We start from the raw sequence: 25,364 nt of genomic DNA on the forward strand, positions 1-25,364 counted from the left end.
CTGAAGGCAGATTTTTTCCGCAAACATTCGTCTATCTTTTCTCAATTTTCTGAGCGCGGAATTTTTCGCATCAGGGCATAAATTCGCTCTGCAAGCTTGTCGAAGTCATACGGTTTAGGGATAAATTCGCTGGCCGCCGGCATCTCATTTCTGGTTACGCTGGCGCCGCCGGATGTCAACATAAGCAGCATTTCCGGCCAACGCCGGTGTACTTCTCTCGCAAGAGCTACGCCGTCCATACTGCCTGGCATGGTGATGTCGGTGAATAGCAATTTGATATCAGAGCGGCGATTCAAAACCTCGAGGGCCTTATCGGCGTTCTCAGCTTCCACCACTTCGACGCCTTGCTCAGAGAGGAATTCCACCATAACGGCACGAACGATCGGCTCATCCTCGACGAGCAAAACAACGTGTTCTGCTTGGGTCGCTTTCTCAGCCATGGAAGGCAAACCCGTAGGGGATGAAGTCGTTCCATAAGAGTTTGATTTTACTGGCGCAGGTGGGAACAAAGGCCACCAGCCTAGGTTGTTGGCCGTGCCGTAATTTTACGAGGTCTAAACATGAGCAGTACCACCGATAAAATCAAAGGCGTTGCCAACCAGGTAGCCGGCAGCGTCAAGAAGGGCGTTGGCGCAGCAACGGATCGGAAAGATTTGGAAGCCGAGGGCGCAGCGCAGAAAGCTAAGGGCAAGGCTCAAGAAGCCGTTGGCAAGGTCAAAGACGCCGTCAAGGATGTTGTCGACAAGGCCTAAGCTGTACGTGCAAGCCCCGACCGTTAACCGGCCGGGGCTTTCGTTTGCGGGCCGTGCCCTGCGGCCCCATCACTCCACCAGATCGAATTGCCCCTCCTCGAGCGCACGCAGGAAGGCCTGCTTGGCTTTCTCCGCGCCGCCTCGTCCCCCAAGCACTTCTCGGCAGATCTGAACGGCACGCTGGTGGGCCTGGCCCTCCACGTATGGCCATTTGTGCTCAAGGAAATACAGAGCCCCGTCGGTGCTCGTGATGTGCCTGACAAGCGAATTGGTTGCCATGAACTTCACCGGGTGATCGAACGGCTTTGCATTCATCTCACGCCTCCGAAGACTCAACGGCGCCTGAGCTTTTCGGTTCCTCTCAGCGCTGCCGGCCAACTCCGGCGGTAATTCTGAAAAGGGCGCCGGAGCGCTGGCGAGCGCTGCGCCAAGCATCAACGCGCTGCCTGCACTAGACCCCTTGGGGTGGAACAGGCGGCTAGTTGAGGGGACTGGGCGTAGGACAGATTTGGAGAGAAAGAGAGCGTGATGCGCGGGGCTCTGCCATGCGCTATTATAGCGCGCAGAGACTAGGAATAGCCTAGCAGTGGCGGCAGGCCATGCGTGGACCCAAGCGAGAGACGGCTATCTCCGATCGCCTCCTCGAATGCCAGGAGGACATGGAGGCTGCGACCACCATCGTCATCGAGACCGCTATGCGCGTCGGCTGGACAGAGGCAGAGGTGTGCCTGGCTCTCCAGGAGCTCGCAGACAACCGACTGATCGCCACCCAGTGCAACGCCGCGATGGACGCAGCCATCAAAAGAGCCATGGGGAGGGGGAGAAGCAATGGCTGAGCCCAAGGCCAAATCCCGGACCAACGCCCCGGAACCTAAGATAACGAAGCTGAGCGCTATGATCGCCACCATCAGCTTCTTGGCCGGGCTCGGAGGAGGCATTCTCACCGAGTACGCCAAAGCGAGTTGGGCAGCGCAAGATCAGGTAATGGAGGACGAGGTCAAGGAGGTTCGAGCGCGCATCTCGGGCTACATCGATGGGGCGGCTAAACCGCAAAGTGAAGAAGATTGCCAGCAGCTCATAACGACCCTAACGACCTATGAGAAGGTCTACAGATCGAATCAGGCACAAACCCTTCTTAAGCAGGGAATTCTAATTATCCAAGACGCCGAAACTAATTTCAGCCTGGCCCAAAGAGTAGGAGGAGCAGGAGGAGGAGGTGGTGGTGGTGGTGGTAGTGGGCCGCCCCCTTCCCCAGCCGTGCAGGATTATAAACGGGGACCTAAGCAGGTTGACGAATTTCTCGACTATATAAAGAAGCCTGGTCCAGTTTAAACTAGGCCTCCACCAAGCCCTCCATCAGGCCTAGGAAAGTTAAAGCAATCTCCTGAGATTAACCTTTGCCACGCTCCATGCTGACGATTGCCATACCCATCTCAGCCAGTGCTCCCAGCACGAAGCTGAACAATATCATGTAGACCGATCTGTCGAGTACCTGCCCCATAGGTGGGTGGGGGACGTTCGGGTCGGGCAAAAGCACCCCTGTCACGAGCGAGAGCGCCCAGGCGAACTGAAGACATCCGAACGCCAAAGCGAGGATGGCGACTATGCGACACGTTTTCAGGAAAAACATTTCTACCCCCAGTCTAGTTTAAACTAGGCCTCCAGCAAGCCTAGGCCACGGCCAGATCAAGCCCCACTCACCACCGCGCGAGAAGGCAACACCACCAGCGCATCATCCGGCAACGGCCGCTGCAGTGCCTTTGCCTCACCCCATGGCGCCCGCATCCACACCTCGAATTCTTCCTTGTCGCGCAGAATGACTGGCATCGCCTTGGCGTGGTGCGGCTTCACAACGGCGTTGGCATCGGTCGTCAGGAAGCCGAAGATGTCGATCGTAACCGGCCCCTCTTTGACCTTCCGCACGCTGGTCCAGTTCGTCCAGATGCCGGCAAAGAAGGCGAGAGGCTGGGTCTCGTCGAGTGCGAACCACTTCAGCGCCTTGCGGCCCTTCTCGTTGGTCTCGATGTCCGAATATTCGGAGAAGGACGTCATCGGCACCAGGCAGCGATTTTCAACGCTCTGCCAGCGACGCCAATGAGGTGAGGCAAGATTCCGGATGTTCGTCACGCCCCCATCTGGTTCCAGCCGTCGCAGTTCCTCCATATTGACGGGCTTACCCTGGGCAGCCAGTTTTTTGGCCCGGGCCAGAACGCTGGCTTCCAAGAGGAAATTCGGTGAGGGCATGCCCCAGCGCGCTGTCACCAGTTCCCGCACGCCATCGGCACCCGTCCGCACGATCGGCGATGGGTAATCGGGGTAGATGTCGACCGCATCAGGCCAGTTGATCGTGTCGCGGATCACGTCTCCCAAGAGGCGGATTTCCGCCTGTGTCATCCGCTGGCCGAAGAGATTGCACATTGCTCGATCTCCCACCATTATTGTGATGGGAGACTATCTTGGTCTCTAAAGCGGAAGCAACGGCTATGAATTCGCGGACTGTGAAATCCGTTTTGTCCTACTTCTGCACCGGACTCATTGGCGCCCTGATTGGGCAGCTTCTGTTTGCGATGGTTTTTCATCAAGTGAGAGTGGATTGGGTCCTTAGCCTTTTGGTGGGCCTAGGTGCCGCAGCCGAACGTCTGTGGCAGATGAGGCGCTAGGAGCGGCCGGCAAACCAGCTAATGTTAGGGCCGTAAGCACGAACGCACCGCGTTCCGCAAGCCCCCGCACCGTGAACAAAAAAAGAACAAAAGACTCGACTCGGATGGGCAGTCGGGTTTAGCCTCCGCGAAAATGGATTTGCTATGGAGGCGAACATGGCGGCGAAGGTAGCTATCCCCGAAAGGCCGGAGCCTATTCCGGAATCCCCCAGCGATATCAATCCTGGGGAAACGCTTGCGCAATATAAGGCTCGAAAGGGCGATTTGCTCAGCGGGAACGATGTTGCTGCGTTGGACAAATACAATCCCGGCATGAGCTTCGAGGACATCGTGCGGGAGCGCCTTGATCAAGCCGGGGGTGATCCGCTGATCGCTCTGCGGTTGCTCGTAAGACGGGCTATGGAAAAAGATGATGCTCTCGATCGGTTGATGCTTGACCTTCATAAGCTGGATCCTGACAACTCGCCAATGATCGAGGAGGATGTAGCCGAATTGCAGTACCGGCTGGAAAAATCGATCGAACGGATGAAGCGCGAATTCCACTTTGAGCCGACTCCCCCGGGCTTCTGGGAAGATGAAGCCGCATGGGAGAATGGCCCTCCCGACGAGCCGGTAGGCCCGCGGCCGCGCGACTGGCGCGACCCTACGCGCCCGTCCCAAGGCAAGTATATTCGTGTCGTGAAGTAATGGCCAAGCCGGCCCAAGAGCCGGCGCCCGCTGATCTCGAAAACATGACGGATGAGGCAATCGCTGCCTGTGACGGCGATGCACGTGCGGCTGTACGCGTGCTGCTCCTGGCGATGCATCACCAGCAAACCGAGATCAACGACTTGGCCGCCGAAATAGCCAGGCTCGCCGTCGACGTCTCCCGCGGCTACTCGCGCGGGCGGCGGGAGCGATACCTCACCCGAACGAAGGTGGCGCTGCCAGATGGTCCGTGAGTGGGAAAACCTGAGCGACCAGGCGGTTCCAAATCTCAGCTACTTTCAGCGTCGCAATGGCGGTTGGGTGTGGGCGACGTGCGACCACTGCGGGCACCGTCGGCCAATAGCCATCGCGCCGTACGTCATCCGGTGGGGACCGGGCGCCTCGAGCAACAGGCTACGCCGGGCATTGCGTTGCCGGTGCGGGCACAAGGGCTGCTCGATCCAGATGCCGAGTTGGCTTGACCTCAGTGCGGGGGTGCAGATGTGGCCAGAGGACTATATGGGATAGCCGCCGCACGAAGGCAGCACCACGAGCGCCAATATTTCAGTTATGCTGAGGTGATAATTCTACCCGAGCGCCAATCATGGAAAGCCATTTATGTCAGCGGCGCCTATTCAACTGCATATCGACACGCTTCGATCTCTTTGCGCTTCCGAGCGAGAAAAGATTGCTGAGTTAAAAGCTAAACTAGGTGAAGGGCTTCGAAGCGAACTCGACATCGCATCTGCTAAACTTGATGATGTGGAGTCTATCTTCCTCGATCCGAAGGTCCTCGCTCTCACACGTGACGATGCTGCCTGGACGAGTTGGTTGAATAATGCGAACGCCGTGCTCGGCATAGCGGTTATGGCTCGCGAGCATGTCGAAAGGTTGGCAGCAAAGTTCGGCTCAGGTGTCCATTGAGCAATTCTCAATTTGAGTTGCCAGGGCTAATCCCAGCTCCCGCGGAAGTCCGGCCGCTTTTCCGAGGGGCCATCGAGTGCCAATAGCAACGCCGCAAGGTCTGGCCCCAGCACCAAGGCGTCATTCTCCCACGCTCTCAGCTGAACAAGGATCTCTTTGTCGACACTCTTCGGCCTCTGCAGCCCTGCCAGCCGCCAGCATTTCGATAAGGGCTTCATAGAGCCCTGGCACGTACAGCTGCATGGCCAATCCTCCTGGCAAGGAATGTTGCCAGTTCGATGGGAGGGCGTCTATCGCAAGAAATGGGGAGGGAGTGGCGCCGGAGTGCTAAGCTAGCCCAACCGTCAGCTACTTCGTCATTCAAAGTCGGCGGCCAGCTCCGGCCGTGATTTTCCGGAAGAGCGGCCGGGGCGCCGGGGAGTGCCGCGCGGGCTTAGTGCGGTTGCCGCGGCCAACTCTGGCCGTAGTTTCACCCCACGGCGGGCGGGGGGATGGCGATCACCGCTAGGAGCGGGACAATGTTTGAAGATGCTCGTGCTGCGCAATCTCCCACACATCACGAGCCGCGCCATACAGATTACTTCCCCTTGTGGTGGTGGTGATGACTACCATGGTGGTGGTGATGACCACCATGATGGTGGTGATGTCCGTGATGGTGATGACCGTGATGGTGATGACCGTGATGACCGTGATGACCGTGATGATGGTGGTGACCACCATGATGGTGATGTCCACCGTGGTGGTGGGGCTTGGGGGCCGCTTGGGCGGCCGTTGCTGAGAAGCCGAGGCCGAGGATACCGAGGGCCACTGCACCCGCCACAATAATATTCTTGAGCATACTTCTTTCATCCTTGGGCAAGAGCCATTTTTGGCTCAGAGAAAACGTACTTTCTGCTCTCAAGGTGAACAAGTACCAAGTCGGCGGATAGTTGCTAGAGTCATAAAGGCAAGCATACATGAGGCAGGCTATCGGGAGCCACAGCCTGCACAAGGGACTGGTGGCGGCACCTTCCCGAAGGAGGGGCAATTTCCTCCCGCTATCCCTGAGGTCGCTGCGTCCACGCAGAGGTTTTGAAGCGGCGCAGACCTTCGAGGACCAGTTCGGCGGCTTCAGGATCGAGCCCACCGAGAAGGCGCGTCGCAAGGCAGAGGAGCGGCTGCGTACCGAGCACGCGGCGTCGACAAGGTGCGAATGATCACCAAATTCAGCGCCCTGTTGGGGTGCCTGCTGGGACATCAGTCGCCTGGCCAGTCTTGGCTGCCTGGCTAGTCAAAATCGCATCGGCGCTTCTCCTCGGCTTTCGTTCCGTTGATCCTAATAATTCAGCACGCGGATGTAGACCACCGGTTGATCATCCCGAACCAGAGCTACGCCCTCGTGACCCTGAAGTGGTTCTCGAAGCCGGCTTTGACAAAGCCAGAGGCTATCGCCTCCCCGCATTTCGCTGAGGATCGGGGTGAGACCGCCTTTCAGACTTTCTAAATCTCGAATTCGCTGCAAAAGGTGATCGGGCAACCTCTCAACGCGCAGCAACAACCACTCCGAAAATTGCTGTAACGAAACCTCTTCGATCAATTCGACATCTCTGGGCCAGTATTTGACAGCGTTTGCCCAAAATACATGCATGTGCATGTCGCCTTTAGCTTAGATCGCCGTTGCTGCGACTTTGTCATATAGAAAAGAACTTATCGCCTTCAAAATCAATGACCGTGTTTTCGAAGGCATGACCCAATCATCGCGACCTCCGCAGAATGACCAAGGCGGTGCGCCCAAGGACGCGTCTGCCAAGGGCGATAATCTATTTTTGATATAGATCAAGCAGTCGGGACGCCTTCGTCGCATCCTTCTAGGTCAGGGCACGGAGACGACCGATGAAAGAGGTGACGGCCTTGGCCGACCAATGCAATGATATGCTGCGCAACGGCATGGACTTCCCCGAGATCTGGAACTCCCATTTGCGCGGGCGCTGGCTGGTGATAGGCCCACCACTCCAGGCCTACCGGCGCGAGGAGCCTGTCCTTGAGATCCCGCTCGGCAGCTTGCGCGCGCTGGTATTCCACTCGGATGAAGGCCTCTCCGAGGCACGGTGGCGGTAGGCTAATAGTTGGGTCTTTATCTCAGCCCTACGATGATCTCGACCAGCGGCCCGATCGACGTTTTAGTCGTTATGGGGTGGCGCGCAGGCGCTCCTCCGCCCGCGCGCCGACCTTTGGCGGTCGCCACAGGATCGAACCGACGGACAAGGCGCGGCGTCAGGCGGAGGAACGGCTCGGACAAGCCCTTGCATCAAAATAAAACCCGGCTCGGGGCCGGGCGGTAGCCTCACTGTCTGGAGGGCAATGGGCCATTGGTTTCTGCTTTGGTTATACAATCTTAGCTCGATCCGAACACACTGAATTCCTATCGAGCAAAAATAGGACTGTCTAGAGGCGCCGTAGTTCGAGGCAATATGATTTCGACAAAAAGCTGTTGGCGGAGGGTGATGGAATCGAACACATCACCGTTTCCGGGGCACGGTTTGTACCGTATGCTCACCTTGAGCGCCACCCTCCCAACCAATCAGTAGCGGAATATTGCATTCAAAGCTTGGAAGGGCGCAATTGTTCAAAAGAACTATTTGCTGTGATTATAAGGATATTCGCATCGCTACTGCCCGGTTGCAGGCCCTACCTCTTTTCTGGCGTCTCACCAAAAAGATCCGTCACCAGCCGCCTCGCTCCAGATCATCAGGCGTCTCGCCATAACGCGCCAGGATTACGGCATCTTCGAAATGACCGGTTGGGGGATCACCGGACCGCGAGAAGGCAATGGCGCCGACGATAGTATCAACGCCCCGCAAGGCGCCAATCCGAGTGAACGCCCTTATCTCTGCGTGCGCTTGTGATGGCGCTTCCTCGGCATTGAGACCAAGCAACCCACCATCGGGCATACGGACGAAGGGAACAACAACGTAATACGTTATGCGGGCCATGCCTTTCACCCCATCATAGCTTCGCAGAACTGACATTTGCCTCTTATCGGGATCTTCTTCCGCGTCATCGCTGCAGTATCGAGCCCATTCCGCATCGCTGCTCAATAGCCACACGTGCTATTGGATCCATCTCTTATGAGTATACCCCAGCGAGACAATCAGATGAGACACTTTCTGCGTCTCATTTGGGTTTACTTTTGTATTACGAGACGGCATGGAGAAAGGGTCTGGAATCAAACGAGACGGATGCCAGCGAATGACCACGTATGGCTATGCACGCGTCAGTACCATTGATCAGGATCTGACAATTCAGATCGAGGCCCTCCGCAAAAACGGTTGCGAAGTCATCCGGGAGGAGAAGCGCTCCGGTACGACCCGGGAGGGCAGAACGGAGCTCGATACGCTTCTCACCTTTCTCCGTTCAGGCGACACGCTGATGGTTACGCGCATCGATCGCCTGGCGCGCAGCATCGGCGACCTGCAGGATATCGTTCACGCGCTGAGGGCTAAGGGTGTGGCGCTCAAGGCCACTGAGCAGCCGATCGACACCAGCACGGCCGCGGGCAAGGCTTTCCTGGATATGCTTGGCGTCTTCGCGGAGTTCGAAACGAACCTGCGCAAGGAGCGCCAGATGGAGGGCATCGCCAAGGCGAAGGCTGCTGGGGTGTACAAGGGGCGCAAGCCGAGCATCGATACGGCGAAGGTGAAAGACCTGCAGAATAGCGGGCTCGGCGCCACGGAGATTGCGAAGCGGCTTGGGATTGGGAGGGCGAGTGTATACCGCGTTGTGGGCTAGCCCTGCGCCTCGAAACCCAGGCCGCTCCGTTAATCGCCGTCGGCGTCGTCCAGATCGTTGTCTGCGCTGTGCCAACCCTCACTCCAGCGCCGATAGTGGCCTCGATCGATATCTGGATCGCACGGATTCGCGTCTTCCGAATATCCCGTCCAACGAGCAATCTCGCCATCGCAGAAGGCGTCGTTTGTTGCTTGCTCCATATCGCCTCCTTTGCAGGTAATTGGCGACACATTCAGTGCTTCGTCGATCTCCCACGGAAACTGAGCCCTTTCGCCGTCAGTTGCGCCAGCCTGTGATTGAGAGGGTCACGCCAAAGATTGCCGTCCCTCCAACGATCAACAACAGCATGAAAATGTCTGCGATCGGCATAGTCCTACGTCGCTCCTTTCAGCTCGGCTGCAAAAAACGAGACGCTGAGGAGAAGGTGGCTTATCGAGCAAGACCCCGCCTTGACATAGGTCAAGGGGAACCGATCGTCGGCACGCTTGGGACGAACGGCTGCAAGCTGGATGTGTGGGGAGGCTATTGCAGATTTGGGGAGAAGTGGCCCGTGCCTGAATTTTCGATAAATTGGCTTGGATGCGGCGACTTTGATTGAAGCTCGGCTCAAGTGTGAGCCCAGTCCCACGGACCGCCAGGTGCAGTGGACGGTGCAGAACGATGCAGACTTGGTCGTGGACGAGCCAGGGTAGCTGCCGTCCTGCGATCCCACGAGCCCATGACCGTGGACAGGGAAAAAAGAAAAACCCGGCTCTTAGGTGAGCCGAGTTAGGCAAAACCTTATTTGCCAGATAGACGACCTGGCGAGCCGTCGCAGGCGAATATGCACGGTGAACCGTTACCCAAGTGTTACACGGTTAAATTGTGTACACCTCACAATACTACCGAGATGGTGCGGTGGAAGTAGCAGCTGCGTCCTGTTCCATTCTTCCCTAATTCTCCAGCCCAGCTTCTGTGTTATCGCCGACACAACCGCTGGATACTTCACCATTTCAGCCAGCGGCCAGGCCCGGCTTTAGCTTTCGCGGAAGTCGGGCCACCTCCTGCTGTCAGCGGGGCTTCGACAGCGCGTTGAGGAGCGCGAGGTGTCGTGATCGTTTGGTGAGAAGTCCTCAAACTACATCGGACCTTTCGTTACCAGGAAGGGGACTCGCCAGGGAGGTCTGCCCTCGGAGCGGGCGAGTCCCCTAACCGGGGGAAATGACCCAGATAGGGTGGGGAGCCCGCAGGGTGTCGGAAGGGCGTGAGCGGACTCCCCTGACAGGCTATGCCATCTCGTCTCTTGCCGGCGCTCAAAGCACGGAACACGGTGGCAGAGGAGACTTCTAGGAATGCCGGTGTCGACGGTTCGCAAAGAGCGTTGTTGCCGCGCTCCCATGCCGACATCGGGTTTCCCATGATGGCGACCCATCGAAGGTCTAACCCTTGCGCCGGCTATCGGTTCCATCCTAGCGGCGGTCGATGCCGAGTTTCTCCTCGAGTTCGTACAGCCGCCGCCCGAGGTCGTCTCGGACCTTCTCCAGCCGATTGATGCGCACCTGCTCGACGAGGGTGGTGAGCGCGAAGAACACAAACACGCCCGTCGGGAGCGGCGCGATCGAGAGCTGGTAGAGCTCGTTCCACAAACCCATCATTTCTCCATCCTTCGAGCTACTTGGACTTGCGTTGCTTCTTCTCGTGAGCGGCCCACATGCGATTGATGTCGGCCTCACTGCCGATCTTTACCCGCGACGGTGCGGCCGCTGGCGGCCGCGCCACCCAGGATCTACTCAGCCGTCTCAGATATTCAAGCCGCTCGTCGCCCTCGACGTTGTGACCCTCGAAGAAGCCCTCGAGGATTTTTTGCAGAGCCTGGTAGATCCGCTCCTGGTCATCGTCTGCGCTCATAGTCTCACTTCTTGAAGAGGCACTTCGGTTGGAAAACGCAAGTCGTCATGGTCAAATATCTTCCACCAATATTTTCTTAACCTGCCAGCTAAGGTCTGCAATTGCATCCGCCCCGCAAATCCACTTGGTGATCTGCGCGATCGGTCAGCGGGACAGCAGCTCGTGGCTTCTCAATGTAAGGATGTCAAACCATAAGGCTCGAGGCCAAGGCATATCTGTGCAGCAGTCTCCATTCTGAAACGGCCTGCCAATCTCCTCGGCACCGTCCGCAACAAAAACCCGGCTCGCGTGCAGCGAACCGGGTTGGGCAAGTCCATCTCGCTCCAGAACAATGACCTTGGTTGGCGAGGCCATCGATTGCGCAAACATATCCCCTTCTGCGCTGCCGGATTATCCCTCAAACAGAGCAGTATCCTGCACAAGACCAAAACCCGGCTCGGAGCCAGCTTCCGCCCAAACGATGCGGATGCGCCATTGATGGTTTGTCCGAATGGAATGCTATCCCGCGCGGTCAGCCCCATCACGCCTGGGCGCTGATGCGCTTCAGGACATTGACGGCCAGGACGTTGCGGTGGCTGCCGTGCAGGCCGCAGATCTTGCAGCCGTTGTCACTGAAATCGGCAGATTGCTGGAATTGAAAGAGTTCGTCGTCCAGCGCCTTCATCGTCATGATGCCGACAATGGCGTCCGCGGCATTCTGGTAGGACCTGTTGATGATGCCTCGCTTGGTCTTGTAGTTGAGCACCGCCTTCGACGTCGTAGGGCCGTAGAACTTCGTGAGCCGCTCGGCATCGGCGATGACGGCGCCGTCGAGCATGATGAGCGCCTCCTGGATCTTGCCGACATGCTCGCCAGCATGACCTTCCAGGATATGAGATGGATTGGCGACGGCTGCCGCCTCGAGAGCCATATCGCCCTGGAAAATGTAAGCACGAAGCGCCATGGCCGACCTCATATCGCCAGAGGAAACACGGGCCCAACATTGTGGACCGACTCGATATGTTCGCCGAGAAACCGCATGGTCAGGGAAGGTCCGAGGTGAGGAAACATGATGGACGCCCGGGCGGTGACATGCTGGGCGCCGCAAGCATGGCCCGTTTCATGCATGAACGCCTTCATGGTCTCGTCCACGTTCGAGGTGGAAGGTGTAAAGAAGATCACATTCGTATTGGTCGCAAATCTGATGTTGACGTCGATGACATCCGACTGAGACTTGCTGGTGACTGGTCTCGTCAGCAGAAATACGAAATGCGTTCTGGGAAATAGCCTTGGAAAATTTGTGAATACTTCCGAGGTCATCACAAATGAGGCTTTATCCTTCTCGGGGGCCATGATCGCGTCGACGTTGATGGGGCTGCCAAAGTCGCGCGCCGATTTGACTTCGTCGATAGGTTTGCCCGGTTCGAGTTCCTGGAGCTCCAAATTCAACTGGCTGAGAAACGAGGTGTTCGCCTTGGCCATGACATCGCGCGGATTGATGCCCTTGGCGGTGAACAGGCTCTTCACGTCGCCCCGCATGTCGGAGAAATAAACAAACGCCACTTTCTTGGTGATCTTCGGTTTGACGCCGATGATGATGCCGTCCGAAAAGGTGATGTCATCGCCGCCGCTGACCTCGTTGACGGAGATAAAGGCGTTGGCGAAAGCTTGGCCTTTGACGTCAAATTGCGCTTCGGTGCCGGCCGGAATTCTAAACACGGTATCGTTCGCCATGCGCGACGGTTCGATCCCCGGTATCGGGCTGCCATCCTTTTTGCGAAACCTGCCGATCAGGATCGCCCGCGCATTGCTTTTCGAAACCTCGACATCGACGGGAAGCTTGTCGGTCTTGATGGTGAGCGTTCGGGTGCCGTCGAGCGGAACCATCTGATACTTGCCGTAATCAGGCCCGTTGTCATAGCCGTCGAGGGGGAACGCCGCCCCGATCTTGTCGACTATGAGCGTCATGATCCCATTCTCCTCACCGGAGGCCTTGTTCGGCTTCGTCGAGGAGACGCCCATGAGCGCCACCCTCCCAATCAGCCAGCCGCGATATATTGCATGTGAAGCCGGTGAGCGGGTAATTCATCAAAAGCACTATTCGAGCTCATTAAAAAGGTACTCAGATCGTTGATGCCTGCTTGCTGTCCGCCCACCTTATCTGGCGTCTCGCGACAACGAGCTTGGATCACCAACCGCCTTGCTGCAGATCTTCGGGGGTCTCGCCGTAACGCGCGAGGATTACAGCGTCTTCGAAACGACCGGTGCTAGGATCGCCGGATCTGGAGAAGGCAACGGCGCCTACGATCGTATCAACACCTCTCAGTGCACCAGTTCGACTAAACGCCCGCATCTCTGCGTGGGCTTGGGATGGCGCATCTTCGGCCTGCAGGCCAAGCAATTCGCCGTCGGGCATACGGATGAAGGGGACGACGACATAGTAGGTGATGCGGGCCATGGTTTTCACCCGAACATAACAACGCAGATCTGGCGTGAACTTTATAGCATGACGCAACTCGACCTGGACGGCTGACAACACGCCATAAGCTAGCTCGGAGATTTCTCGGGACCTTATGTCCCATCTCTCCCTAATTCTTCAGCCCAACTTCTGTCTTATGGCCGACACAACCGCTGCTTACTTCGCCTTTCCAATCAGCGGCCAGGCCCGGCTTTAGCTTCCGCGGAAGTCGGGCCACTTTTGGCGCTTGAACCAGCGGCGGAGGATTGGTTGCTTGGAAGGTTTCTTCAAATGCCTCGACAAAATTCGCAAGCCACATAGTGCGGCTGGGCCTCAACTACCGGTTCGCGCCCTAGCCCATCACATCCGCCTCGTCCGGCATCTCGCCCTCACATCCAAAAGAAGAGTCCGAGCCGCCGCCGTGACGGTTCCGGGCTATTTCTTGGGCTTGCGTTGGGCCTTCTCGTGGGCTGCCCACATCCGATTGATATCGGCCTCGCTGCCGATCTTTACCCGCGACGGGGCAGCCGTTGGCGGCCGCGCCACCCAGGATCTACTCAGCCGTCGCAGATACTCAAGCCGCTCGTCGCCCTGGACGTTCTGACCCTCGAAGAAGCCCTCGAGGATCTTTTGCAGCGCCTGGTAGATCCGCTCCTGGTCATCGTCTGCGCTCATAGTCTCACTTCTCGAAGAGGCACTTCGGTTGGAAAAGGCAAGTCGTCATGGTCAAATATCTTCCATCAATATTTGCTTAACGCGCCCGCATCCAAGCGACGGGTCTGCCTTTGCAAAGGAACATCGGCTGAGCCGGAATTCGCTAGAACAACAAGGGCTGTAGGATTTCAGAAGGCGCAGAAGTACGGGCTGTCCTCGGCGAAAACACACCGCCCCGATTTATAAATGTTCCCCGCGGCGCGGCCCCGTTTCGTTCGCTGCAGTAACATCTTGCCACCTGTCGAAATCATATTCTCACTTCCGAAATACACTTCACGAGTTGGATGTATGCAACACTCGCGGCCAATCTAAAGAGCACTACTATGTAGTCTATTTCACTTGGTTCAATCAATGATATCTTACACTTAACTGCGACCAATGCGGCGATGCCCTCCTTCCCTCAGGCAGGCCCGGGCCGTAATGACAATCGATTGCGTCAATTTCTTCGAGAATCGCCCGAGCGGCTCCCTGGAAATGAGAGAGTAGGACTTCGGCAAATAGTCTTCATTCTGCTCGCTGACGATCCACGCTGGGATCTCCAAACCGACACTGCGAGCCTCGATCTGTGGGATGGCCAGGGCACGGGTCTTGCCTGTCGGGGCTTGACTCGTGATCGGATACAACATTGCTATTTCTCGCCTTTCGCGCGCAATAACGAGCATCACTCAAACAGGCGGTCCTTCCGCCCCTCTGTTTCCCCACGATCCGTGTCGCGTGCCCGGAGGTAGGAATAGCGGATGACGGAACCGGTCTTGATGTCTTCGATGCTCATTTCTCGTCCCCAAGCTTCGCGAGGGTTGCGGTCAGTGCCTCGATGTAAAATCCCCGGCCTTCGTCGGACAGGTCGTCCATATTCACGACACGCCGCTTCATTGGGCTCTGCGAAAGGCGGTCGTATTGATCTGCCGGGATCAAGACATACTTTCGAACGCCCCGGCTTGCGATCGCGACCGGCTCTATGTTCGCTGCCGCCGCAATTTACCCTGACTTGTTACCAAGATCGGTCAAGCTAAAGGTCTTCATGGCTTCTCCAGATAGTCAGCTAACACATATCCCAAATATAGCTGTTTGCGATCAGCCGAGCGAGATTGAGAAAATAGCCGCAAAACTCCGCATCTAGCTAAGTCGTCTGCCCGCTGCGGGTGAGATCAGAGCGGACAGCGATTGTAGGGCGGAGAGAGACCGCCCTACCCTGTAAACTATTCGTCAAACGCCTCGTCGGCGCTGACGTCCGCATCCTCGCCCCCTGCCCCCGCTCACCGTCTCAACAGGCTGGGGCTTGAGCGGAGCCGGCACTATTCTCCTCCAGCTTTGCCGGCGTCAGATGTATCCAGCTATCTCTCGTGTTGGCTGAAGAAAATAGCTTCCAATTCATTGAAGGCTTGGTTTGCCAAGTTGGTATTCGGTGAGGCATCTCTACACGCTAGGACAACTCGGTTGATCTCTTCATTCGGTCTAAGCGTTCTTTCGGCGCAGTAGGCACTAATGATCTGGTGGAGGCAACCAACAATAGTGGTGTCTGCCTGTTTGGCGCGGTCAAGTAGCCACTGATCAAAAGGTCGTTCCATAGACTTACCTCCTGAAAACGTTTAGGTGCCCTCAGCCTACAAAAAAGGATGAATTGTCAAGGCCAAGCTGTCTATGCAACCATCTATCCACAAGAATAAAAATCGAGAGAGCGCAACATGTCCGACAATTTAATCGTGTACCTTAAACTCGTTTGTCGCCGGTGTGGGAGCGGTGACATCAACCTGCCAGAGCAGCCTTTGCCTGACGACACGATCTTATGCAGGTGCGGCACCAATCTTGGCACATACGAACAGGCAAGTGCGAAGATCCGCCAAGGCGCCATCGCGTCCGTTTCCCGGGAATTCGCCAAAGGAATCCGTCACGGCACGAAAGAGATAGGAAATGGTCGCGCCAGCATCGTTGCGCCTTAGTTTTTGGGCGGATGGTGTCAAAATGACCGCCTCTGGGCGCGTAGGATCTTCACGGGAGATGGAGTTTGCGGACACTAGCCGTTGTTCTTTCCATACTCGATATGGAACCGATAGCTGGTATGAAACGTTGATCCGCCCGACAGGCTGTCAGTCATGGGAAACCTTGGGCGCCTATTCATGGAAAGTCCCCTCTGCCTCTGTTCATTGCCGTGAACACCGGCGAGGGACGAGACCTCAGCCTAGTCCGGGAGCGCATCGAGTTGGAGCTCTCTGGTGCGCTCCCACCAAACGCCAAGTGGATTATGGGCAGACGGGCACCGGAGGCCGGACAGATTGGGGTTGTGTCAATGGGACAGTGTCAAAGGCGCCATTCTCTTGGGCACGGCGCCACTCACCAGTAACACTTACCCCAAACGCCAGAACACAAGCACGGCGAAACTCGCGTTCTGTGCGGGCTCACTGGATCCAACACCAGCGATAAGCTCAAGGCGCTGGATGACGCCATCTCTCACTAATAACTAGCTCCGTCATCGCTCCACTATGGTCATGCCGGCTTCGGCGACCGCTACAATAAAGGCCTCCCGCGCAGCTCCTTCTCCGCAGGTTTTCGCCAGGACTTCGCGACATTTCCGACGGGCCGCCTCATGTGCAGTGCCGGAGGGATTTGGCCAGCGATGCAGGAGATAATATGCAGCCTCATCGACGCTGCTCACGCGCTCAACAAGGCTGCCCTGCCGTGTGAAATACACCGGCCTTTCGAACGGCAACTTCTGCATCGATCGAAACATAGCAGACTTCAACGCTCGACGTGGTTCCCGGTTCCGTTATTGATTGAATGATCAATATTGAATTCGAAGGCTGGAAGGATGAATGCGCCGGCGGCTGCGTTCTGACACGAGACAGAGCGGGCAGAGAGAGGCCGGCGGAGAGAAACCGCCCTGCCCTATTCGTCGAACGCCTCGTCATAGTTGATGTTGCAATCTGCGTCCTCCTGATCCTCCTTGCCCGCCAACTCGACAGGCCCTCTTCCTAGGCGGGGCGGACATGCGCCATTCGTTGAATGTGATAGCCAAGAGTGCCTCAGTCAGCGAGCATGTCCCCTTCGGAGCCAACGACCGAGGCGGTTGGATGACTACAACGGCGAAGGGTTTCGGGTGCCGTGAGGCGTATGAAAGCCTCTCATGCAGGAACCCGCGGACCACAGTCGAAGGCTATGGGGATTTCAATTTGCGGCTGATGTCGGCGATGGCGCGACCGCGGCAGGGAAGCGCCGCGATGGACGCGGACAGACCGCTTCGTTGGGCGGGGACGCGGTGTTGTCGGCCCGTCGCGCGACCAGACGCGGCCCCTTCGGCGTCGGTTGTCACCATAGACACGCGTGAGTCTGTTACCGGAGGCTGAAGGCTGAAGGCTGGACTATGCCATGCCGGGTCATGGTGCGCTGCTCCCGGTCGATGGGGAATCGTGTGGCGGTCCGCGCGGCTGCCTCCACCGTTCGAACACCTCGATGACGATCATGCGTCCGCCGCAGCATGAGCATGGCGGGCGGACGTCAGCCGGTTCTTTCGGAATATTGTCATCGGGCGGCGGCGCCACCGCATGCGCTGGCGCAGCGGCGTGATCGATGCATTGGCCGACAAGGTAGCCATGGCGAGTTCCTCTCTTTGAAGGAATTCCGGCGACTATCTTCGCGCTGACAGTGTCGCGCTGGTGGAGGTGAGATGACATTGCCACTGCCGGTAACCACTCGCCACCCGGCGCCTTGAGCGCGCGAACGCCCGTCCTCGCGCGATATCACCCCCCATGGCGGGAAAGAAACCGCTGGCTGGAAGAATGCCCGCGTATGAGCAGACTGGAGCGGCACCGGTGAGGCACCGCTTCGCTGGTAGAGACGACTCAGCCTTGTTTCCAGGCCTTGGCAACCGAGCGGTAATTCAGCTTCGGCGCCTGTTGCTCGACGGGATAGGTGGCCTCCTGCTGCCAATACCAGCCATTGGGATCCCACACCGGAAATTTGGTCCTCGCTTGGTAATTCTGTTTGGGCCAACCCCAACCGGTGTCGGATTCGATGCGCATGATGCCAAACGTTTTCTCCCAACCTGCCTCCCATCGCCGTTCCTCGTTCAGGAAGATGCAGGCGCCGAGCATCATCCCGTTGCTGCCGCCGGGTTTGGACGCTGCAATCTGTGCAGTCAGCCATTCGGCCTGTCCGGCCTCGCTATTTCCAGCTTGTTCGATGGATGAACCGAGCTCGGTAAACATGACGGGTGAGGGGGCGATATTATACTTGCGCCAATAGGCGGGCAGGCGATTGGAAAGATAATCACCAATCGCCGAGCCCTCGCGCTGCGGGTTCGTCGCGAATACGATCCGCTCGTTCCAGAGCTGTTCGGGCGTGTACGGACCGATATTGCCGGATTGGCCGAACATGGCGTTGCGCACTTGCAGGAAATAGCCGGCGCCCTCGATGCCGTCGTAAACGCCGAAGGAGGTGCAGATCATGATTGGAGGCTTGTTTTGATCCGCGATGTTGTTTCTTTGTTCCCATTCGACGAGCCATCGGATCGCCGTCACGACATGCATCGGGTTACCGCCCCCCTCTTCCGAAAGTTCAAACTCGTTGAAGATCTTCCACATTCCCACGCCGGGGACCAGTGAACCAGATTGATAGATTTCGGGAATGATTCGCTCGACGTTCGTTCGCGCCGCGTCGGTGGCTCCCTTAATGAGGAGCTGCAAGGTGTAATTGCTGATCGGGATGGTCGCCTTCATATTGTAGTGGTTGCACAACTTCAGGAACGTCAGGTGTTCCAGAAATGTCTGCGGGACGCCGTTCTGATCTTTTTGGGTGATAGGCGCCGCCCAATCGTAGCAATGAATGAAGTTGACGCCCAACTGTTGGCTGAAACGGCCGAGGTCCCTCCGGCCGTACTCTTCTCCCTGATTAGGGCTTCTTTCGGACCATAATTCAAAGAAGATATTGTTATAAAAATCGGAATTCTCATAGAGGCCTTGGGATGTCTTGGTGTAATCGCTGGGGCCTGGCATATAGGCCATGCCCCGAATATTGGCGACGCCGAATTGCTTGCAACGATCCAGTGCTGTCATGTTGGCCATAAGCGTTCCTCATTCAAATTATAAAGCCACATCGTGAGTAAAATGAGTGGTGTGGCATATCCAGCTTAACGTCGTGACACAGTTGTGACTTCAAGGTGCGCGAACTATTTTTTTTCATGAATTTAGATATATATCACAAAAGTGTTATCTTACTCAATTTTAATTTGTAAACCTACTTGTATTAATAGTGGAGGATTTCCTGAAGAGTTATCGATGCCTATCGTTCCGCGAAAATTTAATATGTACATCGACATTTGGAGCATCTTTATCGAACAACTGCCGGATATATCCTAACTCGTAGTCAACACTTGCCTCGATGGCGAACTGTTGTTGATCGGAAGCTGACCAATGTTGGCGTGGCAGCAAAGCAGGCAGCAGGCAGGCAAAGGGATTCTCGTGCCTCTTTGATCGGACCCCCGAACTTCCGAGTCGGGCGCCATACGCAGGCCACGCGCCGGAAACCGCCGAGCCGCGTGGGCTCGAGCCCGCAGGGCACGGTGCCCAATTTCAGGAAACCGTCATCTAGGCGATGCGCAGGAATGGTGGCGAGTTGCGCCGCTGGTCCTATCAGTCGTGCCCTGTCAAGGGGGAAGACTGGCCGTCCGGCCAAGCCATTCCTGAATTCGATTGGACCTCGGCAAGCTGCAACACGCTGATCCGGAAATGGTCCTTTGCCAAGCACCGATTAACCGCGCACCTCTATGGCGCTGACGCCTTGAGCATCGGGCGATACTGACGACGCGCGGTCGGTGAATGTCTGCTTCATGGTACCAATTTGATGTCCGCTTTGGGGCGCGGAGCAGCACGTCCCCTATCGTCCAGTGAGCCAATGTCTTTTCCCGGTGCATTGCGTCGAATATCGCCGCATCGCTAATGCTCAGGGCCGACTTTAACTATCTGCATCGTTTATGGGGTAACAGGCTTCAAATGGGCTTCAGACAGCGTGCAATTAGCGATAGTGGTCCGCTCTGCCGGTAGGAAACGCGCGAAACGAGCCACTTTAGTGCCCCGCAGTCAACGGCGCAGTCATCGCCACAGTTGCGAGAGTTATACATCCGCATAGTCAATCGACAGGCTTTCAGCGATGGCACGGATCTCCGCGTGGCAAGCGACGTCTGCCACAGACCGAGTCGCTACCGGCTCTAGAAGGTCGTCTGCTACACGATCGCCAAACAACATGACTGCGAATTCGGGACCGAACTGGACCGAACTGTAGTATAGGCCGTGCGCTTTTGGACAGCCTGCATGGACGCGCTCTGCCCAGGCGCGCGTCGCTGGATAGGTGCTTCGCGGCCCGGCCAAGAGGGCATTCCGGCTGACGCCGACCTTACGCTGCCCGGCATTGGTGAGGTCCACGAGGTTCAGGTCCGCCGTAGATTTGACTATGCTGTGACTGTAGCCCCTAAAGTCGGCGGGATAGACGATCTGCAAAGTCGGCAAGCCGGTCTTTGGGTCGATGAGCGGTGTATCGGGACAACGCAGGATGATCTCGCAGGTGGCGCAGGGAAATGTCTGCGCTGCATAGATGGTTGGAATGATCACTCCAGCTGCATTGCGGAAGGGGGAGAAACGCGCATCGCCGGCGGCCGTGGGATTGAATTGCTCAGCCTTATAGGCGGCGGGATGAATACGATGCAGCTCGGTACCCTTGGTGACTACGACATGGGCCTCCCTCCCGACCCGCATTGTAGACGGGTCGGGAATCGCAAGTTCGAAGCGCATCAGCCATGCTCCGCTGGCACAATCTCCCGCTTGAACGCGGCAACGACCTCTACTTCCTTCGAACCAAGCCGCTCGGCAGGCGCGGCGCCGAAATCGAGATGCGGCCGCGTCAGCCAGTGGAGCAGCCGAAAGGCGCTCCATGTCTCGGGCTTCAGCGCGATCAGCTCCGCCACAGCAGGAAAAATGCGGCGTCCCTCGACGTCGAACTGGAACAGCGGATACATGGCGCGGCCGTCAGCCGTGAAGCGCAAGATTTCTCGCTTTTCCTCCTTGCGCTTCATTGTCGCGGACGGATTCGCGCTCGACAGCCCCAGCAACTCACATGCCTGCGCCTGATCGACCATCGATGTACCAGCTAGGATCTTCTCCTGGAGCCGCGCACGGTTGAGTGCCGTTTGCAATTCGGAGTCGTTGCCCTTCGCCAGACTCTCGCGAAGCATGACCCGATAGGCGTCGACAACCTTGTCGATCTCACTCGAGAAGCGACCGCTGAACACAGCGACAAAAGCCGCGGTTATAGCTTCCCGAACGCCAGTAGGCGCGTTGCCGGCTACGGTCTTGGCTTCGCTGGACTCTGTTGTCGACGCGGCGAGGGTCTGCATGATCGCGCGCCATTTGTCCACGTCGACTGGATCGGCATCTATGGAGACGTCGACATGAACCGAACCTGCGGTTAATGCTGATACGGCGATGTCGTCGGACGCGTAGAGCATGTGCGCGGCACGAGGATCTGGGCGGGACCCATGAGGTTTCCGGCGAGTCTTCGCGTGGGCTAGTGGCGTCGCAACCATTCCAGACCCCTAGTTTCGATATGATCTTTTACTTACATAGCGAACATATTACCAAATTGCCAGTCTGATCGCCCAAATCGTGCGATCAAAATTGAAGTCGCTCATTGAATGTCGGCTGTCCGAGCGCAGTGCGTCGCGCTTACGCGAACCGTCGTCGTGGCACGTGCGGAGGCTCGCATCTTCAGCAGTCGCAGAATGGTATTGTCGCTGACCGGCACTCCAAGGCGGTTCCTCAACCACTCTCCCGGTAACCCGCCCACTGCATGGCCAAGAAGCTGAACAATGTCCGACACCCGCCGGGTCCGACGCGCTGAGGACGCCCAACTGCCGGTAATAGATCGACAAATGTTTGGCGCCCGCACTCCGCGTTGCGAAATCACCATCGGGTCATCAGAAGCTTCACGGTCACGATAAACCCTTGGACCGCCAAATCCTTGAGGTCCCGCCGATGCCAGCCAAACCGGCACGTTGACCGGTCACCACATCCGGGACAAGTGCCATTGGCGTCTGCAACGGCTGACACCACCCAACAGCCGTTGGCCGATTCGACGCCCAAAACACGCTACATGGCCGGGGGCCCAATCAGATTTTGCTCGTATGCACGCAGATATCGCCTCCGAGCCAGGCGCTCAAGCCAAACACCACAGACCTTGAGGAAGACGCGTGCGGTGCGACAATCAGGCCCGCCCTACGGGTTACCGGCACCAGTTTTCGATGGCGAGGGCAATCGACTTGGTGCAGTCGATGAGATCTCGAATGGAGACCTTCTCGTTAGGCTGATGCGATTGCGCCGGATTGCCCGGGCCGAAATTGACTGTCGGGGTTTCGCCCAGCCCGGTCGGAAGTCCGATATCGCTATGCGCGCCGAAGCCGGACAGATCCGGTGAAAGACCGGCCTGCGCCACCGCGCCCTGGAAGGCCGTAACGAAGGGGTGCTCGGCCGAAACCTCCGCGCAATCGGCATCGAGGATCCACTCGACCCGAGCTGGATGTTCGCGCAGATAAGGATCGGCCTGGCAGACCGCCCCGACATGGGCTTCCACCTCGCGCTTCACATGCCCGCCCAGACCGAACGCGTCCTTCTCGCTCGGGAGATATTGGACGTCGATGATGATCTCGGCCCTGCCGGCCATCGAGGAAGGGTGCTCCCCGGCCTTGATCTGCGTGATGATGATCTGATTCGGCAGGTCCATGAGCGGGTGGTTCTTCTTGGGATCGAACATCCAGCGCCGATTCAAGATGTCGATACCGTCGAGCATCTGCCGCGCGAGCTGGACCGCATCGACCGGCCCGCTCGAATACCAGGCATTCGGCGTCAGTTCGGCATGGCCGCCGATGCCGTCAATGATGATCTTGCCCCACAGGATGCCGTGGCAGAGCGGAGCGATGCGGTTGGCGGTCGGCTCGGTCATGATGCCGGCATCGGCGCGAAAGCCGCGATCGACCATGGCGAGGGAGCCCATGCCGCCGATCTCCTCGTCGACCACCGTGGTGAAGACGACGTCGCCCGAAAGCTCGACCCCAATCTCTCTGAGGATTTCGATCGCCATCAGCATCGAGGCCACGCCGCCCTTCATGTCGACCGTGCCTCGTCCCTGGATATAGCCGTCCTTGACGACGGGCACGAAGGGATCGCTGGTCCAGTGCTCGGGCGCACCGGGCGGCACAACGTCGATATGCCCAGTCAGCATCAGCGAGCGTCCGCCGCCCTTGCCCACCAAAGTGCCTCCGAGATTGGGACGGCCCTCGAAGGTGCGGCCCTTGTTGGCGCCGGGGCGACCCTTGTATTTCTCATAGAGGGCCGGACCGTCCGGATCCCACAGGTCGGTGGTGAAGCCGATCTTTTCCAGCCGCATCTGCAGATATTCCTGGCAGAGTCGCTCGCCCGGTCCAGCCTCCCTGGGATTGGACTTCACGATCGAGTCGAAGCTCACCAGGTCGCAAAGCGTCTGGGTGATCCGATCGGCCCTGTTCTCAACGGCCTCGGCAATGCGGGCTTGAAGGGTGGTCATTCCTATCTCCAGCGGGTGGAAAAGCGATCGACGAAAAGAACCAGCACCAGCAGCGCACCGACAATGCCAACCTGCCAGACCGAGTTCACATTGAGCTGCAACAGGCCGGTCTGCAGCGTGACCAGCAGCAAGACCGCGGCCAGCACGCCGCCCACGCCCCCGCGCCCGCCGAAAATGGCGATGCCTCCGAGCATGGCAGCGGTCAGCGAATTGAGCTCGAGGTTCTGGCCGATATTGGGCCGGCCGCTGCCGAGCCATGCGAGGGAGACCAGCGCGGCCAGGCCGGCACAGAGCCCGCAGATCGCATAGGCCATCAAACGGATGCGATCGACCGGAATACCGACCAGGCGCGCCGAACGCTCGTTGAAGCCCATGGCATAGATCCAGCGACCCCAGGACGTGGTGTGAAGCAGGACGAGGGTGATCAGAAAGGCAGGAAGGGCGGCGCTGAGGAAGGGCAGGGGCACGCCTGCGATCACGGCCCGCCCCCAGGCGGTGAGCCAATCCGGCACGCCCGATTGCGCCGCCCCCTTGGTCAAGGCGAGCGCCAGACCCGAATAGACATAGAAAGTACCCAGCGTCGCGATCAGCGGCAGAATGCCGAGGCGTGTCACCAGCCAGCCGTTGAAGGCGCCCAGAGCCACGCTCGCAAGCAGGCAGACGATCGGGATGCTCGCCGCCGGCAGGCCAGCCTTGACGGCCAGCATGGCCAGCACGGCCGACAGCGACATCGTTCCGCCGACGGAAAGATCGATACCCGCGCCGCCGCACAGGACCACTAGCGCCTGCCCAAGCGCGACCAGCGCGAGAATCGTCGAGAATTGCAGGATGGTGGTGATGGTGACGAGGTTGAAGGCGCCCGGCTTGAGGATGGCCAGTCCGGCGACGACCACGACCCAGAGAAGGGCGAGAATGGTGAGGATCGGCGAACGGCCGAGAGCTTTGGCTGTGATCATCGCGAGGCCCTGGACATAGGACCCGAAGCCCCGAGCACAAAGCTCTTGGGCAGACGGCCCGCCGCTGCCTCGGCGCCAAGGACCGCCAGAAGGAGCGCGCCGGTTACCACCGTTTGCCACAAGGAGGGGACACCGATGAGCAGCAACCCGTTCTGCAGCAGGCGCAGCAGCACCACGCCGAGCACGGTGCCGAGCAAGCTGCAGCGCCCGCCCATCACACTGGTGCCACCAAGCACCACCGCCGCCACCGCCTCCAGCGGCAGGGCGCTGCCGATGGTCATTTCCACATTGCGATAGTTCGAGATGTAGAAAGAGGCCGCCACGCCGCAGAGCAGGCCACTGACGATGAAAGTCGCAAAGCGCGTGCGGGTCACGGCGACGCCGGAAAGGCGGGCTTTTTCCTCGGCATTTCCGATGGCCAGGATATGCGGGCCGAAAGGCGTGCGGCGCAGGGCCAGCCAGACCAGCAGATAGGCCAGGGCAATGAGGAGAAGCGAGACAGGCACGCCGAAGATCCGAGCGCCGAGCAGGTCCGTGAGCGAACTCGGCAGGCCAGAGAGCCAGGCGCCGCCGAGCAGGAGGAAGATACCGGCGCGATAGATGCCGAGCAGCCCGAGCGTGCCGACGATGGCGGGAATGCGCCCGAGCACGACGGCGCTGGCCGTGATCGCGCCCAACAGCGCCCCGGCGACCGGGCCGGCGGCGCCCGCGAGAACGGGATCGACGCCGGCCTGCAGCAAGCGGCCGACCACGATTGCGCACAGGCCCAGCACCATGCCGACCGAGACATCGATGCTGCCCATGGCCAGCAAAAGCGTCATGCCCAGGCTCACCAGCAGCAGCTCCACGCTGTTGCGCAGCACCGTCGCGCCATTATCGAAAGTAAGGAAATAGGGGGATGCGGCCGAAAAGGCCAGAATCGCCACGATGCAGGCACCAGCGAGAAGGATCTCGCGGGTGCCGTTGAAGCCGATCCTGCCGAAGAAGGTCCGCATCC

Annotated in this window: 29 protein-coding genes, 1 tRNA gene and 2 pseudogenes; 10 read left to right on the forward strand and 22 right to left on the reverse strand. The window is 58.2% G+C overall.

The features are described 5' to 3' along the window. Window positions 1–41 precede the first annotated feature (41 nt). Complete coding sequence (locus tag QQL24_RS15860) at window positions 42–440, reverse strand: response regulator (RefSeq protein WP_284313246.1); 399 nt, start codon at window positions 438–440, stop codon at window positions 42–44. Window positions 441–560: 120 nt separating this feature from the next. Between QQL24_RS15860 and QQL24_RS15865 the strand changes: the two genes are divergently transcribed. Further along, window positions 561–752 (forward strand): CsbD family protein, encoded by a 192-nt coding sequence (locus QQL24_RS15865; protein ID WP_284313247.1) that lies wholly within the window; start codon window positions 561–563, stop codon window positions 750–752. Between the two features lie 69 nt (window positions 753–821). On the opposite strand, the gene QQL24_RS15870 is transcribed toward QQL24_RS15865, so the two are convergent. Next, entirely contained in the window at window positions 822–1,067 is a 246-nt protein-coding gene (locus QQL24_RS15870; protein ID WP_284313248.1) for a DUF982 domain-containing protein, read from the reverse strand. A 284-nt stretch (window positions 1,068–1,351) separates the two neighbouring features. Here QQL24_RS15870 and QQL24_RS15875 point away from each other — a divergent pair, with 284 nt between their 5' ends. Continuing rightward, entirely contained in the window at window positions 1,352–1,588 is a 237-nt protein-coding gene (locus QQL24_RS15875; protein ID WP_284313250.1) for a hypothetical protein, read from the forward strand. Beyond that, the gene (locus QQL24_RS15880; RefSeq protein ID WP_284313251.1) at window positions 1,581–2,084 is read left to right on the forward strand and encodes a hypothetical protein; all 504 of its coding nucleotides are present in this window, start codon (window positions 1,581–1,583) and stop codon (window positions 2,082–2,084) included. The genes QQL24_RS15875 and QQL24_RS15880 overlap by 8 nt, the downstream gene beginning before the upstream one ends. A 58-nt stretch (window positions 2,085–2,142) precedes the next feature. On the opposite strand, the gene QQL24_RS15885 is transcribed toward QQL24_RS15880, so the two are convergent. Then, complete coding sequence (locus tag QQL24_RS15885) at window positions 2,143–2,382, reverse strand: hypothetical protein (RefSeq protein WP_284313253.1); 240 nt, start codon at window positions 2,380–2,382, stop codon at window positions 2,143–2,145. A gap of 56 nt (window positions 2,383–2,438) precedes the next feature. After that, window positions 2,439–3,170 (reverse strand): SOS response-associated peptidase, encoded by a 732-nt coding sequence (locus QQL24_RS15890; protein ID WP_284313254.1) that lies wholly within the window; start codon window positions 3,168–3,170, stop codon window positions 2,439–2,441. Between the two features lie 398 nt (window positions 3,171–3,568). On the opposite strand from QQL24_RS15890, the gene QQL24_RS15895 reads away from it, so the two are divergent. From QQL24_RS15895 to QQL24_RS15915, 5 genes are all read left to right on the forward strand, one after another. Then, window positions 3,569–4,099 carry a hypothetical protein gene (locus QQL24_RS15895; protein WP_284313255.1) on the forward strand — a complete coding sequence of 177 codons (531 nt, stop codon included), beginning with the start codon at window positions 3,569–3,571 and terminating at the stop codon, window positions 4,097–4,099. Further along, on the forward strand, window positions 4,099–4,353 hold the full coding sequence (locus QQL24_RS15900) for a hypothetical protein (protein ID WP_284313256.1): 255 nt from the start codon (window positions 4,099–4,101) through the stop codon (window positions 4,351–4,353). The genes QQL24_RS15895 and QQL24_RS15900 overlap by 1 nt, the downstream gene beginning before the upstream one ends. 364 nt (window positions 4,354–4,717) lie before the next feature. After that, window positions 4,718–5,023 carry a hypothetical protein gene (locus tag QQL24_RS15905; RefSeq protein ID WP_284313258.1) on the forward strand — a complete coding sequence of 102 codons (306 nt, stop codon included), beginning with the start codon at window positions 4,718–4,720 and terminating at the stop codon, window positions 5,021–5,023. 601 nt (window positions 5,024–5,624) lie between these two features. Further along, entirely contained in the window at window positions 5,625–5,801 is a 177-nt protein-coding gene (locus tag QQL24_RS15910; RefSeq protein WP_284313260.1) for a hypothetical protein, read from the forward strand. Between the two features lie 1,094 nt (window positions 5,802–6,895). After that, complete coding sequence (locus QQL24_RS15915) at window positions 6,896–7,120, forward strand: hypothetical protein (protein WP_284313262.1); 225 nt, start codon at window positions 6,896–6,898, stop codon at window positions 7,118–7,120. A 374-nt stretch (window positions 7,121–7,494) separates the two neighbouring features. On the opposite strand, the gene QQL24_RS15920 is transcribed toward QQL24_RS15915, so the two are convergent. Then, window positions 7,495–7,576: transfer RNA gene (locus tag QQL24_RS15920), tRNA-OTHER, on the reverse strand. Between the two features lie 149 nt (window positions 7,577–7,725). Next, a complete protein-coding gene (locus QQL24_RS15925; protein ID WP_284313263.1) occupies window positions 7,726–8,100 on the reverse strand; it encodes a hypothetical protein in 375 nt (124 codons plus the stop codon). Window positions 8,101–8,251: 151 nt separating this feature from the next. Between QQL24_RS15925 and QQL24_RS15930 the strand changes: the two genes are divergently transcribed. Beyond that, window positions 8,252–8,791, forward strand: coding sequence for a recombinase family protein (locus QQL24_RS15930; protein ID WP_284313265.1), 540 nt, complete (start codon window positions 8,252–8,254; stop codon window positions 8,789–8,791). 29 nt (window positions 8,792–8,820) lie between these two features. Here the strand turns inward: QQL24_RS15930 and QQL24_RS15935 are convergent, their stop codons facing one another. From QQL24_RS15935 to QQL24_RS15955, 5 genes are all read right to left on the reverse strand, one after another. Further along, on the reverse strand, window positions 8,821–8,991 hold the full coding sequence (locus QQL24_RS15935; RefSeq protein ID WP_284313267.1) for a hypothetical protein: 171 nt from the start codon (window positions 8,989–8,991) through the stop codon (window positions 8,821–8,823). A 1,248-nt stretch (window positions 8,992–10,239) separates the two neighbouring features. Continuing rightward, window positions 10,240–10,425 (reverse strand): hypothetical protein, encoded by a 186-nt coding sequence (locus QQL24_RS15940; RefSeq protein ID WP_284313269.1) that lies wholly within the window; start codon window positions 10,423–10,425, stop codon window positions 10,240–10,242. A gap of 16 nt (window positions 10,426–10,441) precedes the next feature. Beyond that, the gene (locus tag QQL24_RS15945; protein WP_284313271.1) at window positions 10,442–10,678 is read right to left on the reverse strand and encodes a hypothetical protein; all 237 of its coding nucleotides are present in this window, start codon (window positions 10,676–10,678) and stop codon (window positions 10,442–10,444) included. Window positions 10,679–11,198: 520 nt separating this feature from the next. Then, window positions 11,199–11,621: a peptidoglycan-binding domain-containing protein gene (locus tag QQL24_RS15950; RefSeq protein ID WP_284313273.1), complete on the reverse strand. Its 423-nt coding sequence runs from the start codon at window positions 11,619–11,621 to the stop codon at window positions 11,199–11,201. Between the two features lie 8 nt (window positions 11,622–11,629). Further along, window positions 11,630–12,679 (reverse strand): zinc metalloprotease, encoded by a 1,050-nt coding sequence (locus QQL24_RS15955; RefSeq protein WP_284313275.1) that lies wholly within the window; start codon window positions 12,677–12,679, stop codon window positions 11,630–11,632. Window positions 12,680–12,857: 178 nt separating this feature from the next. Between QQL24_RS15955 and QQL24_RS15960 the strand changes: the two genes are divergently transcribed. Continuing rightward, entirely contained in the window at window positions 12,858–13,190 is a 333-nt protein-coding gene (locus QQL24_RS15960; RefSeq protein WP_284313277.1) for a hypothetical protein, read from the forward strand. A gap of 360 nt (window positions 13,191–13,550) precedes the next feature. Here QQL24_RS15960 and QQL24_RS15965 read toward each other — a convergent pair whose 3' ends face one another. The 11 genes and pseudogenes from QQL24_RS15965 to QQL24_RS16000 form a co-directional block, all read right to left on the reverse strand. Continuing rightward, window positions 13,551–13,790 carry a hypothetical protein gene (locus QQL24_RS15965; RefSeq protein WP_284313279.1) on the reverse strand — a complete coding sequence of 80 codons (240 nt, stop codon included), beginning with the start codon at window positions 13,788–13,790 and terminating at the stop codon, window positions 13,551–13,553. A 930-nt stretch (window positions 13,791–14,720) separates the two neighbouring features. Continuing rightward, a pseudogene (locus QQL24_RS36655) lies at window positions 14,721–14,807 on the reverse strand (hypothetical protein); the annotation flags it as partial. Between the two features lie 1,489 nt (window positions 14,808–16,296). Then, complete coding sequence (locus QQL24_RS36660; RefSeq protein WP_431310693.1) at window positions 16,297–16,557, reverse strand: DUF982 domain-containing protein; 261 nt, start codon at window positions 16,555–16,557, stop codon at window positions 16,297–16,299. 643 nt (window positions 16,558–17,200) lie between these two features. Then, window positions 17,201–17,365 (reverse strand): annotated as a pseudogene (locus QQL24_RS36665) (IS91 family transposase); the annotation flags it as partial. A gap of 300 nt (window positions 17,366–17,665) precedes the next feature. After that, the gene (locus QQL24_RS15975) at window positions 17,666–18,886 is read right to left on the reverse strand and encodes a hypothetical protein (protein WP_284313281.1); all 1,221 of its coding nucleotides are present in this window, start codon (window positions 18,884–18,886) and stop codon (window positions 17,666–17,668) included. A gap of 1,047 nt (window positions 18,887–19,933) precedes the next feature. Then, complete coding sequence (locus QQL24_RS15980) at window positions 19,934–20,608, reverse strand: RES family NAD+ phosphorylase (RefSeq protein WP_284313283.1); 675 nt, start codon at window positions 20,606–20,608, stop codon at window positions 19,934–19,936. Then, window positions 20,608–21,321 carry a hypothetical protein gene (locus QQL24_RS15985; RefSeq protein ID WP_284313285.1) on the reverse strand — a complete coding sequence of 238 codons (714 nt, stop codon included), beginning with the start codon at window positions 21,319–21,321 and terminating at the stop codon, window positions 20,608–20,610. Before QQL24_RS15985 ends, QQL24_RS15980 begins: the two co-directional genes overlap by 1 nt. A gap of 454 nt (window positions 21,322–21,775) precedes the next feature. Next, window positions 21,776–21,925: a transposase family protein gene (locus tag QQL24_RS36800; protein WP_488803362.1), complete on the reverse strand. Its 150-nt coding sequence runs from the start codon at window positions 21,923–21,925 to the stop codon at window positions 21,776–21,778. A 169-nt stretch (window positions 21,926–22,094) separates the two neighbouring features. Then, window positions 22,095–23,411: a M20 family metallopeptidase gene (locus tag QQL24_RS15990; RefSeq protein WP_284313287.1), complete on the reverse strand. Its 1,317-nt coding sequence runs from the start codon at window positions 23,409–23,411 to the stop codon at window positions 22,095–22,097. Between the two features lie 2 nt (window positions 23,412–23,413). Then, window positions 23,414–24,367: an ABC transporter permease gene (locus QQL24_RS15995; RefSeq protein ID WP_284313289.1), complete on the reverse strand. Its 954-nt coding sequence runs from the start codon at window positions 24,365–24,367 to the stop codon at window positions 23,414–23,416. After that, window positions 24,364–25,362, reverse strand: coding sequence for an ABC transporter permease (locus QQL24_RS16000; protein ID WP_284313291.1), 999 nt, complete (start codon window positions 25,360–25,362; stop codon window positions 24,364–24,366). The genes QQL24_RS15995 and QQL24_RS16000 overlap by 4 nt, the downstream gene beginning before the upstream one ends. Window positions 25,363–25,364 lie beyond the last annotated feature (2 nt).

Origin of the sequence: Labrys miyagiensis (assembly GCF_030160835.1) — a bacterium.
In the GTDB taxonomy this organism is placed as follows: domain Bacteria; phylum Pseudomonadota; class Alphaproteobacteria; order Rhizobiales; family Labraceae; genus Labrys; species Labrys miyagiensis.

Bases quoted from the DNA above. Each gene is read 5' to 3' on its own strand.
- QQL24_RS15950 (WP_284313273.1), bottom strand. From the start codon at position 11,621: ATGGCGCTTCGTGCTTACATTTTCCAGGGCGATATGGCTCTCGAGGCG.
- QQL24_RS15910 (WP_284313260.1), top strand. From the start codon at position 5,625: ATGACTACCATGGTGGTGGTGATGACCACCATGATGGTGGTGATGTCC.
- QQL24_RS15930 (WP_284313265.1), top strand. From the start codon at position 8,252: ATGACCACGTATGGCTATGCACGCGTCAGTACCATTGATCAGGATCTG.
- QQL24_RS15940 (WP_284313269.1), bottom strand. From the start codon at position 10,425: ATGATGGGTTTGTGGAACGAGCTCTACCAGCTCTCGATCGCGCCGCTC.
- QQL24_RS36660 (WP_431310693.1), bottom strand. From the start codon at position 16,557: ATGTTTCGATCGATGCAGAAGTTGCCGTTCGAAAGGCCGGTGTATTTC.
- QQL24_RS15890 (WP_284313254.1), bottom strand. From the start codon at position 3,170: ATGTGCAATCTCTTCGGCCAGCGGATGACACAGGCGGAAATCCGCCTC.
- QQL24_RS15860 (WP_284313246.1), bottom strand. From the start codon at position 440: ATGGCTGAGAAAGCGACCCAAGCAGAACACGTTGTTTTGCTCGTCGAG.
- QQL24_RS15955 (WP_284313275.1), bottom strand. From the start codon at position 12,679: ATGGGCGTCTCCTCGACGAAGCCGAACAAGGCCTCCGGTGAGGAGAAT.
- QQL24_RS15990 (WP_284313287.1), bottom strand. From the start codon at position 23,411: ATGACCACCCTTCAAGCCCGCATTGCCGAGGCCGTTGAGAACAGGGCC.
- QQL24_RS15900 (WP_284313256.1), top strand. From the start codon at position 4,099: ATGGCCAAGCCGGCCCAAGAGCCGGCGCCCGCTGATCTCGAAAACATG.
- QQL24_RS15870 (WP_284313248.1), bottom strand. From the start codon at position 1,067: ATGAATGCAAAGCCGTTCGATCACCCGGTGAAGTTCATGGCAACCAAT.
- QQL24_RS15905 (WP_284313258.1), top strand. From the start codon at position 4,718: ATGTCAGCGGCGCCTATTCAACTGCATATCGACACGCTTCGATCTCTT.
- QQL24_RS15935 (WP_284313267.1), bottom strand. From the start codon at position 8,991: ATGGAGCAAGCAACAAACGACGCCTTCTGCGATGGCGAGATTGCTCGT.
- QQL24_RS16000 (WP_284313291.1), bottom strand. From the start codon at position 25,362: ATGCGGACCTTCTTCGGCAGGATCGGCTTCAACGGCACCCGCGAGATC.
- QQL24_RS15945 (WP_284313271.1), bottom strand. From the start codon at position 10,678: ATGAGCGCAGACGATGACCAGGAGCGGATCTACCAGGCTCTGCAAAAA.
- QQL24_RS15965 (WP_284313279.1), bottom strand. From the start codon at position 13,790: ATGAGCGCAGACGATGACCAGGAGCGGATCTACCAGGCGCTGCAAAAG.
- QQL24_RS15980 (WP_284313283.1), bottom strand. From the start codon at position 20,608: ATGCGCTTCGAACTTGCGATTCCCGACCCGTCTACAATGCGGGTCGGG.
- QQL24_RS15865 (WP_284313247.1), top strand. From the start codon at position 561: ATGAGCAGTACCACCGATAAAATCAAAGGCGTTGCCAACCAGGTAGCC.
- QQL24_RS15915 (WP_284313262.1), top strand. From the start codon at position 6,896: ATGAAAGAGGTGACGGCCTTGGCCGACCAATGCAATGATATGCTGCGC.
- QQL24_RS15985 (WP_284313285.1), bottom strand. From the start codon at position 21,321: ATGCTCTACGCGTCCGACGACATCGCCGTATCAGCATTAACCGCAGGT.
- QQL24_RS15895 (WP_284313255.1), top strand. From the start codon at position 3,569: ATGGCGGCGAAGGTAGCTATCCCCGAAAGGCCGGAGCCTATTCCGGAA.
- QQL24_RS15880 (WP_284313251.1), top strand. From the start codon at position 1,581: ATGGCTGAGCCCAAGGCCAAATCCCGGACCAACGCCCCGGAACCTAAG.
- QQL24_RS15875 (WP_284313250.1), top strand. From the start codon at position 1,352: ATGCGTGGACCCAAGCGAGAGACGGCTATCTCCGATCGCCTCCTCGAA.
- QQL24_RS15885 (WP_284313253.1), bottom strand. From the start codon at position 2,382: ATGTTTTTCCTGAAAACGTGTCGCATAGTCGCCATCCTCGCTTTGGCG.
- QQL24_RS15995 (WP_284313289.1), bottom strand. From the start codon at position 24,367: ATGATCACAGCCAAAGCTCTCGGCCGTTCGCCGATCCTCACCATTCTC.
- QQL24_RS15975 (WP_284313281.1), bottom strand. From the start codon at position 18,886: ATGGCCAACATGACAGCACTGGATCGTTGCAAGCAATTCGGCGTCGCC.